At 66.4% G+C, this 11,320-nt stretch carries 8 protein-coding genes; 4 read left to right on the forward strand and 4 right to left on the reverse strand.

The annotated features are described in order from the left end of the window. Positions 1 to 3: 3 nt before the first annotated feature. The 4 genes from XI02_RS14360 to XI02_RS14375 all read right to left on the reverse strand — a co-directional run bounded on the left by XI02_RS14360 (position 4) and on the right by XI02_RS14375 (position 6,720). Positions 4 to 1,299 carry an O-acetylhomoserine aminocarboxypropyltransferase gene (locus XI02_RS14360; RefSeq protein ID WP_172648295.1) on the reverse strand — a complete coding sequence of 432 codons (1,296 nt, stop codon included), beginning with the start codon at positions 1,297 to 1,299 and terminating at the stop codon, positions 4 to 6. Positions 1,300 to 1,344: 45 nt separating this feature from the next. After that, positions 1,345 to 2,649 (reverse strand): nicotinate phosphoribosyltransferase, encoded by a 1,305-nt coding sequence (gene pncB / locus XI02_RS14365; protein ID WP_016842460.1) that lies wholly within the window; start codon positions 2,647 to 2,649, stop codon positions 1,345 to 1,347. A 61-nt stretch (positions 2,650 to 2,710) separates the two neighbouring features. Beyond that, complete coding sequence (locus XI02_RS14370; RefSeq protein WP_172648294.1) at positions 2,711 to 6,253, reverse strand: molybdopterin cofactor-binding domain-containing protein; 3,543 nt, start codon at positions 6,251 to 6,253, stop codon at positions 2,711 to 2,713. Then, positions 6,253 to 6,720, reverse strand: coding sequence for a (2Fe-2S)-binding protein (locus XI02_RS14375; RefSeq protein WP_016842458.1), 468 nt, complete (start codon positions 6,718 to 6,720; stop codon positions 6,253 to 6,255). The genes XI02_RS14370 and XI02_RS14375 overlap by 1 nt, the downstream gene beginning before the upstream one ends. A gap of 275 nt (positions 6,721 to 6,995) precedes the next feature. On the opposite strand from XI02_RS14375, the gene XI02_RS14380 reads away from it, so the two are divergent. Genes XI02_RS14380 through XI02_RS14395 form a run of 4 tightly spaced genes read left to right on the forward strand, consistent with a single transcriptional unit; the run spans position 6,996 to position 11,295 of the window. Continuing rightward, positions 6,996 to 8,444 carry a 6-hydroxynicotinate reductase gene (locus tag XI02_RS14380; protein ID WP_172648293.1) on the forward strand — a complete coding sequence of 483 codons (1,449 nt, stop codon included), beginning with the start codon at positions 6,996 to 6,998 and terminating at the stop codon, positions 8,442 to 8,444. Next, positions 8,441 to 9,451 (forward strand): UPF0280 family protein, encoded by a 1,011-nt coding sequence (locus XI02_RS14385; RefSeq protein ID WP_172648292.1) that lies wholly within the window; start codon positions 8,441 to 8,443, stop codon positions 9,449 to 9,451. Before XI02_RS14380 ends, XI02_RS14385 begins: the two co-directional genes overlap by 4 nt. A gap of 16 nt (positions 9,452 to 9,467) precedes the next feature. Next, the gene (locus XI02_RS14390) at positions 9,468 to 10,052 is read left to right on the forward strand and encodes an amino acid synthesis family protein (protein WP_016842455.1); all 585 of its coding nucleotides are present in this window, start codon (positions 9,468 to 9,470) and stop codon (positions 10,050 to 10,052) included. A gap of 28 nt (positions 10,053 to 10,080) precedes the next feature. Continuing rightward, complete coding sequence (locus tag XI02_RS14395) at positions 10,081 to 11,295, forward strand: ABC transporter substrate-binding protein (protein ID WP_172648291.1); 1,215 nt, start codon at positions 10,081 to 10,083, stop codon at positions 11,293 to 11,295. Positions 11,296 to 11,320 lie beyond the last annotated feature (25 nt).

The raw sequence follows: 11,320 nt of genomic DNA on the forward strand, positions 1-11,320 counted from the left end.
GCCCTAAGTCCTTTGCGAGGCGCGCAGCGCCTGGCCGAGATCGTCGATGATGTCCTGCGCGGTTTCGATGCCGACCGACAGCCGCACCAGTTCCTCGCCGATGCCAGCCGCTTTGAGTTGCTCGGCATCCATCTGCTGGTGCGTGGTGCTGGCGGGATGGATCACCAGCGTCTTGGCATCGCCGACATTGGCGAGATGGCTGATCAGCTTGAGGGACTCGATGAACTTCTTGCCGGCGGCGCGGCCGCCCTTGATGCCGAAGCTGACGATCGAGCCGGCGCCGCGCGGCAACAGCTTCTTGGCGAGCGCGTAATCCGGATGCGTCTCCAGCGAGGGATGCAGCACCCAGTCGACCGCCTTGTTCGCGGCGAGGGCGTCCAGCACCGCATGGGTGTTGCTGACGTGGCGGTCCATGCGGACGCCGAGCGTCTCGATGCCCTGCAGCAGCTGGAAGGCGTTGGTCGGCGACAGACAGGCGCCGAAATCGCGCAGGCCCTCGGTGCGGGCGCGCATGATGAAGGCGGCCTTGCCGAACTGCTCGTCGAAGACGATGCCGTGATAGCCGGCATAGGGTTCGGTGAGCTGCGGGAATTTGCCGGAGGCGCGCCAGTCGAACCGTCCGCCGTCGACGATCACGCCGCCGATCGCGATGCCGTGGCCGCCCATCCACTTGGTCGCCGAGTTCATCGCGATATCGGCGCCGAGCTCGATCGGCTGGCTGAGATAGGGCGTCGCAAAGGTGTTGTCGATCAGCAGCGGAATCTTCGCGTCATGCGCGATTTGAGCAACCGCAGGGATATCGAGCACTTCGATGCCGGGATTGCCGATGGTCTCGCCGATCACAAGGCGGGTGTTCGGCTTGATCGCAGCACGGAATTCGTCGAGCGCACGCGGCTTCACGAAGGTCGTGGTGATGCCGAACCGCGGCAGCGTGTGCGCCAGCAAATTGATGGTGCCGCCATAGAGCGAGGCGGAGGCGACGATGTGGTCGCCGGCATTGAGCAGGGTTGCGATCGCAAGATGCATCGCGGCCATGCCGCTGGCGGTGCAGATCGCCCCGACGCCGCATTCGAGCGCGGCGATCCGTTCCTCCAGAACCGCAGTCGTCGGGTTCGAGATGCGGGTATAGATGTGGCCGGCGCGCTCGAGGTTGAACAGCGCCGCGGCGTGGTCGGCGTCCTGGAACACGTAGGACGTGGTCTGATAGATCGGAACCGCGCGCGCGCCGGTCGCGGGATCGGGGCGCTGGCCGGCGTGCAGGCTCAGGGTTTCGAAGGCAGGCGGCTTGGGTCCGGGCATGGGAAGCTCGTCAGGTCAGTCGATCAGAGTGATCGGTGCGTTGATTTAAACGTGAACTGCGGTGCGAACGCGGCCGACATTGCCGAACACGCGCAGATAGCGCTCGACCTCGGACGGGATGCCCGTCGCCTTCTCCGGATTGTCGGAGAGCTTGACGGCCGGTCGGCCGTCGACCGACGTCACCTTGCAGACGATCGAGATCGGGTCGAGCTCGGCGGTGCCGTCCGGCGCGCAGCCGACGAAATCGTTGGTGAGGTTGGTGCCCCAGCCGAAGCTGACGCGGACGCGTCCCTTGAAGTGATGGAATGTCTCCTCGATCGAGCCGACATCCATCGCGTCGGAGAACACCAGCAGCTTCTCCTTGGGATCGCGGCCCTTCTGCTTCCACCATTTGATGATCTCTTCGCCGGCCGTGATCGGCGGCGCGCTGTCGGGTCGAAAGCCGGTCCAGTCGGCGACCCAGTCCGGCGCGTCGCGCAGGAACGGCTTGGTGCCGAAGGCGTCCGGCAGCGCGATCAAGAGGTTGCCGCCATAGGTGTGGCGCCATTGATCGAGGATGCGATAGGGCGCCCAGCGCAGCGCCTCGTCGTCGTTGGCGAGCGCGGCGGCGACCATCGGCAGCTCGTGCGCGTTGGTGCCGATTGCCTCGAGATCGTTGTCCATCGCGAGCAGCACGTTCGACGTTCCGGTGAAGGACGGGCCGAGGCCTTCCTTCACCGCCTCGACGCACCAGCGCTGCCAGAGGAAGCCATGGCGGCGGCGTGTGCCGAAATCGGACAGCCGCAAGCCGTCCAGCTTGCGCAGCCGCTCGACCTTGGCCCACAGCTTGGCCTTGGCGCGGGCGTAGAGCACGTCGAGCGCGAAGCGGCCGTAGGTCTTGGTCGCCGCGCGCGAGCGCAGCTCGTTGAGGATCGCGAGCGCCGGAATTTCCCACATCGTGGTGTGAGTCCACGGTCCGTGGAAGTGCAATTCGTACTGCCCGTCGACCTTGTTCAGCTCGTATTCGGGCAGCCGGAAGGTCGAGAGCCAGTTGATGAAATCGGGCGAGAACATCTGGGTCTTGCCGTAGAACGTGTTGCCGGCGAGCCAGATCAGCTCTTTCTTGGTGAAGCGGATGGTGCGTGCGTGGTCGAGCTGGGCGCGCAGCTCGGCCTCGTCGATGACCTCGGCGAGCCGGATATGGGTCGAGCGGTTGATCACCGAAAAGGTCGTGCGGGTGTCCGGATAGCATTCCCGGATCATCTGCTGCATCAACAGCTTGTAGAAATCGGTGTCCAGCAGGCTGCGCACGATCGGGTCGAGCCGCCAGCCGTGGTTATAGGTCCGGGTCGCGATATCTGTCACGGTCATGCGGGAACCTTAGCCTGCCGGGCGCCGCCCGCCCAGTGGGTATCGGGCGGAACATGGCAGGTCAGCGCGCTATGGTCTGCCGTATACGGCCGACGGTGGCGGCGACATCGGTCCAGGCCGGCTTGTCCGGGGCGAATTGCCGCCGCAGGAAGGAGGCGAGCTCGGCGATCTGGCCGTCGCTCATGCTGTCCTTGAAGGCCGGCATGTAGCCCAGATCGGTCACGGCCGGCTTGGCGATGCCGTGCAGGATCACCTGGATCAGATTGTCGGGCGCGTCGCTGTGCAGATTGCTGTTGAGCGCCAGCGAGGGCCGGCTGCCGAACAGCGGCAGGCCGCCGACCTCATGGCAGACCGCGCAGGCGCCTTGATAGATCCGCGCCCCGGCGGAGGCCGCGGTGGTGACGACGGTGCCGGCTTCGAGCTTCGCTGCCAAGGCATCGTGGGCCGGCCGATCAGCGGTCTGGTTGAACGAGGCGAGATAGATCGCCATCGCGCGGATGTCCTGGTCGGGCAGCGCGGCGAGCTCCTGCACGACCGGCGCCATCGGCCCTGCGGCGACGCCGTGCAGGCGGGACTCACCGGTGCGCAGATAAGCGTAGAGCTCGTCCTCGCTCCAGGGGATCGGCGCCTTCGACAGCGACGTCAGCGCCGGCGCCTCCCAGCCCTCGGCGAAGCCGCCGGCGAGATAGGCCGCTTGCCGCTCGGCGCCGAGCGTATTGCGCGGCGAGTGGCAGGCGCTGCAATGGCCGAGACCCTCGATCAGATAGGCGCCGCGATTCCATATCGTTGACTTCGATGGATCGGGCTGGAATGCCTGCGCCTGATGGAACAGCGCATTCCATCCGGCGAGCAGCGGCCGCAGGTTGAACGGAAAGGCCAGCGCATTCGCCGGCGTTTCGGCGCGCACCGGCGCCTGCGCCATCAGATAGGCATAGAGCGCCTGCAGGTCGGCATCACTGGTCCTGGCGAAGTGCGTGTACGGGAACGCCGGATAGAGGTGGTGTCCGTCGCGATGGATGCCCTCGCGCATCGCGCGCTCGAAGGCAGGATAGGACCAGGCGCCGATGCCGGTGTCGACATCGGGCGTGATGTTGGTCGTGTGGATGGTGCCGAACGGTGTCTCGAGCGGCCGGCCGCCGGCATTCGGAACGCCAAGCTCCGACGTGTGGCAGACGGCGCAGGCGCCGAGCGCCGCGAGCTCCTTGCCGCGCGCGATCGTCGCGGCCGAATAGACCGAGGCATCGGGCCGGGCGATCGGCGCGATCGCACGCCACGGCAGCACGGCCGCGCCGATGCCGATCGCCGCTGCGCAGAGTGCGGCGATGCCGGCGAGCACGCCGCCGCGCTTTGCAAACGGATTCTGCCATCTGTTGAGGTCGGCCGTCTGCGCAGGCGGCGGGAGCGGGGCGGGCGCGACCGGTTGCTCGCCGCGCAGTCCCTTCAAAATGCGCTCCGGCGTGAACGGCAATTCGCGGAAGCGGACGCCGGTCGCGTCATAGATCGCGTTGGCGATCGCGGCGGCACTCGGCACCGAAGCGGACTCGCCGACGCCGAGCGGCGGCTGGTCCTGCCGCGGCAGCATCAGCACATCGATCTTCGGCAGATCGGGGAATTTGATGATGGGGTAGGCGCCCCATTCCCGCGCCGTCACCGCGCCGCGCTCGAAGGACACTTCCTCCATCAGCGCGCGGCTGGTCGACTGGATCACGTTGCCTTCGATCTGGTGCCGTACGCCTTCCGGATTGATCATCAATCCGGAATCCTGGCCGGCGACGACGCGGGTCACGCTGACATCGCCGGTCGCCTTGTTGACGGCGACGTCGGCGATCCACGCCGACCATGCCGCGCCGTAACCGGGAAACTTGCTGTGCACGTAGAGCGCATAGGCAAAGCCGCGGCCGCGCACGATGTCGCCGTCGGCCTCGGGCTCTTTCCACACCGGGCGCGGCGTCCAGCCGGCGCGCTCGGCAACGGCGTTGACGAGATCGATCGCGCGCTTGTCCCTGAGATAGCGCAGCCGGTATTCGATCGGATCGACCCCGGCCTCCGCCGCAAGCTCGTCGATGTAGGATTCATGCGCAAAGGTGTTCGGCAGCGCCGACACGCCGCGAAACCAGGACGCGCGCACGATCGGCGGCATGTCGTTGGCGACCACGCGCATATTCTCGTAGTCGTAGGGCGGGATCGCGGTGCGGTCGCCCATCTCGAACACCGCGGCTTCAGGCGCGATCCGCCCGGTGAGCAGCAGCGCCAGCGTCGGCGCGCCGTTCGAGGGATAGCGCGTGGCAAAATCGTAACCGGCGACGCTGCCGTCGGCGTTGAGCCCGCCATTGACGTCCATCAGCTGCGCGGTGCCCTTCGGCTCCCAGGCATGTTCCTGCTCGCGGGTCAGCTGCACGCGCACCGGGCGGCCGACCGCGCGCGACAGCAGCAGCGCATCGGCGGAGACATCGTCGGCGCAGTTGCGGCCGTAGCAGCCGGCCGCCTCCATCCGGATCACGTCGATCTCGGACTCGGGCCGCTGGATCAGCAGCGCGAGGTCGCCGCGCAGGATGTGCGGGTTCTGCGTGCCGGACCAGACCCGGATCGCGCCCTCGCTGTAATCGGCGACCGCGCAGGACGGGCCGATCGACCCGTGCATCTGGTAGGGCCAGAGATAGGTCCGCTGCATCGGCTTGGCGGCCGCCTTGAGCGCGGCGTCGACGTCGCCCTTGTCGATCAGCTGGCGCGGCGTCGCGGGATTGGCACGCAGCGCCTTCTCGATGTCGGCAAGATCGGTCAGTGCCGGTCCCGGCTTCCAGCTCACCGCGAGCTGCGCGGCAGCCTTGATCGCATTCTCCTCGCGCTCGGCAACGACGCCGACGAAATCGCCGATCCGCACCACCGCGACGAGCCCTGGAATATCGTGCACCGAGGCTTCATCGACCGCGATCAGGCTGGTGCCGACGAATGGGCCGGCGTCGACGCCGGCGTAAGGCGGCCGGACGACGCGGCCGTGCAGCATGCCGGGCAGGCGCACATCGTGGACATAGACGAGCTCGCCGGTCGCCTTCGCCGGCACGTCGACGCGCGGCACCGACTTGCCGACGACCGAATAGGCGCTCACGGCCTTGACTGGAACTTCATCGGCAAGATCGAGCCGGACGGTCTCGTCCGCAATCAGTTCGCCATAGGTGATGCTGCGGTTGTCGTGACCGCGGATCAGGCCGTCCTCGATCGTGAGCTCGTCGACAGCTAGCTCCAATCGCTCGGCGGCCCGCGCGAGCAAAAAATGCCGCGCTTGGGCGGCGGCCTTGCGCAGCGGAACGGCCGTGATCTGGATGGTCTCGCTCGCGATGGTCGGGCCCTGGTTCGGCACCACGGCGGTGTCGCCGAGGATCACGACGACGCGGGCAAAGGAGACGTCGAGCTCCTCGGCAACGATCTGTCCGAGCGCGGTGCGGATGCCGGTGCCGAGATCGACATGGCCGTTATAGGCATTGACCGTGCCGTCGGCCGTGACGGTGATGAAGGTCTCGAACGCGCCTTCCGCGCCAAGCACCGCAGGGCGGACGACCGACAGCGAGCCGCGCTGGCGTTGCTCGGGAGGCCGTGCGTCGACCATCAATCGCGCGCCTCGAGCGCGTGACCGGCCGCGCGCATCGCCGCGCGGATGATCTCGATATGGGCGCCGCAGCGGCAGAGATTGTAGCGCAGCGCTTCCATCACCTCATGCTCGGACGGATTTGGATTGCGCGTCAGCAAGGCCTTGGTGGTGATGATCATGCCGTTGAGGCAATAGCCGCACTGCGCGGCCTGTTCGCGGATGAAGGCATCCTGCACCGGATCGGGATGCTCGCGGCTGCCGAGGCCTTCGAGCGTGACGATGTTGCGGCCGGCGCAGCCCTCGATCGGAATCACGCAGGCGCGCGCGGCGACGCCGTCGATCAGCACCGCGCAGGCGCCGCACTCGCCGAGCCCGCAGCCATATTTCGGTCCGTTCAATTCGAGGTCGTTGCGCAGCACGTAAAGCAATGCGGTGTCGGGAGCGGCGTCGACATCATGATTCCTGCCGTTCACGGTCAGGCGCATTGCCCCGGTTCTCCCCTGATGTTTGCGCTGCAACGTCAGCGTCAGATCGCCGACGAGGATAACGTTTGTATACAAACGTGCAAGCGGCGGCATGCCGCGCTGCAGCGCGTGCCCGCTTTATGAACAGGGTGCGCAAGCGAATGGCAGGGTTTGATCGCAAAGCCCGCTTGACAGGCTTGAGACCTGCGCGCAGGATCATTCGTATACGAACGATATGCATGGGAGGCGGAAGGGCAGTATGATCGACCGCCGCCACAAGTCCAGGCTTGGTCACGATGGCTGACACAATGACCGTCGCCGCCGGCGACAAGATCCGCTGCGATGCCTGTCCGGTGATGTGCTACATCAAGCCGGGCGCGGCCGGCGCCTGCGACCGCTATGCCAATCATGACGGCACGCTGGTGCGCGTCGATCCGCATGTCGTGCTGGAGCGCACCGTGTCGCATGGCGGCAAGCTGGTTCCGTTCCAGGTGAGCGGCGACTGGGACGGCAAGATCGTCCGCCAGCCCGAACTGTTCGTCACCGCGATCGGCGCCGGAACCACCTATCCGGACTACAAGCCCGCGCCCTTCATCGTGTCGTCGGAAGTCGACGGCGTCGACATGGTCACCGTGGTGACCGAAGGCATTTTCTCGTATTGCGGCGTCAAGGTGAAGATCGACACCGACCGCTATCTCGGCCCGGAAACCGCGACCGTGCGCGCGGACGGCGAGGCGGTCGGCCATGTCACGACCAGCGAATATGGCTCGCAGATGCTCTCGCTCGGCGGGGTGCATCATCTGACCGGCGGCTCCAAGAAGGAGGGCCGCGTCACCTGCGACACGCTGATGGATCTCTCCAACTGCAAGGCGGTGGAACTGACGATCGACGGCGGCGCCACCGTCGTGGTGCAGGCGGGCAGGCCGCCGATCGTCAATGGTGTGGCAGAAGAGCGCATGCGGGTCGGCTGCGGCTCGGCGACCATCGGTATGTTCGCCAAGCAATGGCACGGCAAGGTCGATGAGGTCGTGGTGGTCGACGACCACATCACCGGCGTGCTCAGCGAGCACCAGGCCGGCAAGCTGCTCGACATCGCCGACACCGGCATCAAGATGAAGGGGCGGCGCTCGACGCCGGGCCGCTATTTCCAGGTCGCCGATCCCGGCACCGGATGGGGCGGCACCAATATCTCCGATCCGCTGTCGATCCTCGGTCCCTTCAATGCCAAGGAGGCGCGGCCGGGGCTCACCATGCTGATGGTCTCCACCACCGGCGAGCATGCGTCCTATTACGTGCTCGACGAGGCGCTGAAGCCGGTCGAGACCGAGATGCCAGCGGATCTCAAATTCTCGGTCGAGCGCATCCAGGAGAATTGCGAGCCGGCGCTGTGCACCGTGCTGTTCATGGGCGGCGCGGGCGGATCGCTGCGCGCCGGCGTCACCGACAATCCGGTGCGGCTGACGCGCTCGGTGAAGGACGCACTGACGCGGGTGACCAGCGGCGGCGCGCCGGTCTATGTCTGGCCCGGTGGCGGCATCACCTTCATGGTCGATGTTACGCAGATGCCGGCCGGCGCGTTCGGCTATGTGCCGACGCCTGCACTGGTGGCGCCGATCGAGTTCACGATGCGGCTGTCGGACTATGCGGCGCTCGGCGGCCACATGGACTACGTCCGGCCGCTGTCATCGCTGCGCGACAGCGCAGAGGTCCGGCCGATGCCATTTCTTCCCGGGCGGCGCGCATGATCAGAGCGTTTTCCAGCGAAGTGGATACCGGTTCGCGCAAAGAAAAGGCGTCAAAACAAGAATCTGGAGCCCCGTTCCGATTCCATCGGAACGGAAAGGGCTCGAGGCTCCCGCAAATCGCGCTTCTTCCTGACGGCAAGCGGCTGCATTTGCAGGACGGTCCCATCGATCTGGTCATCGAGGCCAAGGGCAGGGACGAGGACGTGAGCGCCGCTTATCAGGCGGCGGCGGAACGCTTCACCGGATTGCTCGATGAGCTCTGCGCGGAACTTGCCGAGCTGCGCACTGCGGCCGATCCAGAGCGCTGCGCGCTGAAAGGCGTGGTCGCGCGGCGCATGCATGCGGCGGTCGCGCCGTTTGCCGCCGATTGCTTCATCACGCCGATGGCAGCGGTTGCGGGCTCGGTCGCCGAGGAAATTTTGGACGCGATGCTTGAGGCCGCGCCGCTCGACCGCGCCTATGTCAACAATGGTGGCGACATTGCCCTGCATCTTAGCGACGGCGAACAGTTCACGGTCGGCCTGATGGATCGGCCGGACCGCCATGGCGTGATGCGCGCCATGACCGTCGATGCCGACATGCCGGTCCGCGGCATCGCGACCAGCGGCCGCCATGGCCGCAGCTTCTCGCTCGGCATTGCCGATGCCGTCACCGTGCTGGCGCGGACGGCGTCGCAGGCGGATGCCGCCGCGACCGTGATCGCCAATGCGGTCGATTTGCCCGACCATCCCGCGATCCTGCGTGTTCCGGCGAGCGAGCTGCAGCCGGACAGCGATCTCGGCGCACGGCTGGTGACCCGCGATGTCGGGCCGCTGGCGGAACATGAGATCGAGCAGGCGCTCGAAGCGGGGTCGGCGCGGGCACGCGACCTCCTGATGTCGGGATTGATCGAGGGCGCGGCATTGCGTCTACTGGGCGAAACGCGAATTGTCGGTGCAACTGGGATGGGCGCGCCGGCGTCGCACGCGTTGCAGGGACAAACGACAGAACACATGCTGCGGGCATGACCGGGAGCGAGGCAAGATGAGCGCCGTCATTCGCAAGATCGTCACCGTGGTCGAGGAGACCCATCTGGAGATGGGCAAGACCATTGCACCGCCGACCCGGCGCGCCGCCGCGATCGCCGTGATCGAGAACCCCTTTGCCGGTCGCTATGTCGAGGATCTGTCGCCGCTGATCGCGATCGGAGAGGAACTCGGCGAATTGCTGTCCAAGCGGGCCGTCGCCGCGCTCGGCATCGACGGTGCCAAGGCGCACAGCTACGGCAAGGCCGCCGCGGTCGGCGAGAATGGCGAGCTGGAGCATGCGGCGGCGATCCTGCATCCGAAGATGGGCGCGCCGGTGCGCAAGGTGCTGTCGAAGGGCGCGGCGCTGATCCCGTCGTCGAAGAAGCGCTCGGGCCCCGGCACCACGCTGGATATTCCGCTCGGGCACAAGGACGCGGCTTTCGTGCGCAGCCATTTCGACGGCATGGAGGTGCAGATCAACGACGCGCCGCGGGCCAACGAGATCATGGTCGCGGTCGCGGTAACCGACAGCGGGCGGCCGCTGCCGCGCGTCGGCGGGCTGACGGTCGGCGAGATCAAGGGCGAAGACGGATTGCGATAATCTCTTTGAAGAAAAACTGGAGGACGGGATGCGTGGTTATTTCGTAGGGGCGGGATTGGCGATCGCGGTCGCGACCATGGCAACGAGCGCCATGACGACGCAGGCCTTGGCGCAGAGCGAAATCAAGATCGGCGAGATCAACTCTTATTCCTTGCTGCCGGCGTTCACCGAGCCCTATCGCAAGGGCTGGCAGCTCGCGGTGGAAGAGATCAACGCGGCGGGCGGCATCAACGGCAAGAAGCTCGTGGTCGTTTCCAAGGACGACGGCGGCAAGCCGGCGGATGCGCAGACCGCGGCGAACGAGCTGGTGTCGAGCGAGAACGTCGCGATGCTCACCGGCACGTTCCTCTCCAATATCGGCCTTGCCGTCTCCGACTTCGCCAACCAGAAGAAGGTGTTCTTCCTTGCGGCCGAACCTTTGACCGATGCGATCACGTGGTCGAAGGGCAACCGCTACACGTTCCGCCTGCGGCCGTCGAACTACATGCAGGCCGCGATGCTGGTGGAAGAAGCCGCGAAACTGCCCGCAAAGCGCTGGGCGACGATCGCGCCGAACTATGAATACGGCCAGTCGGCGGTCGCGGTGTTCAAGAAGTTGATGTCGGCAAAGCGGCCGGACATCCAGTGGGTCGACGAGCAATGGCCGCCGCAGGGCAAGATCGACGCCGGCCCGGTGGTGCAGGCGGTTGCCGCGGCGAACCCGGAAGCGATCCTCAACGTCACCTTCGGCGCCGACCTCGTCAAGCTCGTGCGCGAAGGCAACACCCGCGGCCTGTTCAAGGGCCGCACGGTGGTGAGCTTCCTGACCGGCGAGCCGGAATATCTCGATCCGCTCAAGGACGAGACGCCGGAAGGCTGGATCGTCACCGGCTATCCCTGGTACGCGATCAAGACGGCTGAGCACGACGCATTCCTGAAGGCCTACCAGGGCAAGTACAACGACTATCCGCGGCTCGGCTCGATCGTCGGCTACCAGACCATCAAGGCGGCGGCGGCGATCCTCGCCAAGGCCGGCTCGAGCGATCCGGAGAAGCTGATCGCGGCGGCGGAGGGCATCTCGATGCCGTCGCCGTTCGGCGAGATCACCTTCCGCAAGATCGATCACCAGTCGACGCTCGGCGCCTTCACCGGCAAGACCGCGCTGAAGGACGGCAAGGGCATCATGGTCGACACCGCCTATCGCAAGGGCTCGGACTATCTGCCCAGCGATGCCGAGATCGAGAAGCTGCGGCCGAAGGATTGAGGTTGCGAATATAGCGGGGCCTCGT

The sequence above is a fragment of the Bradyrhizobium sp. CCBAU 21365 genome, from assembly GCF_015291305.1.
Classification (GTDB): Bacteria; Pseudomonadota; Alphaproteobacteria; order Rhizobiales; family Xanthobacteraceae; genus Bradyrhizobium; species Bradyrhizobium elkanii.

Bases quoted from the DNA above. Each gene is read 5' to 3' on its own strand.
- XI02_RS14360 (WP_172648295.1), bottom strand. From the start codon at position 1,299: ATGCCCGGACCCAAGCCGCCTGCCTTCGAAACCCTGAGCCTGCACGCC.
- pncB (WP_016842460.1), bottom strand. From the start codon at position 2,649: ATGACCGTGACAGATATCGCGACCCGGACCTATAACCACGGCTGGCGG.
- XI02_RS14370 (WP_172648294.1), bottom strand. From the start codon at position 6,253: ATGGTCGACGCACGGCCTCCCGAGCAACGCCAGCGCGGCTCGCTGTCG.
- XI02_RS14375 (WP_016842458.1), bottom strand. From the start codon at position 6,720: ATGCGCCTGACCGTGAACGGCAGGAATCATGATGTCGACGCCGCTCCC.
- XI02_RS14380 (WP_172648293.1), top strand. From the start codon at position 6,996: ATGGCTGACACAATGACCGTCGCCGCCGGCGACAAGATCCGCTGCGAT.
- XI02_RS14385 (WP_172648292.1), top strand. From the start codon at position 8,441: ATGATCAGAGCGTTTTCCAGCGAAGTGGATACCGGTTCGCGCAAAGAA.
- XI02_RS14390 (WP_016842455.1), top strand. From the start codon at position 9,468: ATGAGCGCCGTCATTCGCAAGATCGTCACCGTGGTCGAGGAGACCCAT.
- XI02_RS14395 (WP_172648291.1), top strand. From the start codon at position 10,081: ATGCGTGGTTATTTCGTAGGGGCGGGATTGGCGATCGCGGTCGCGACC.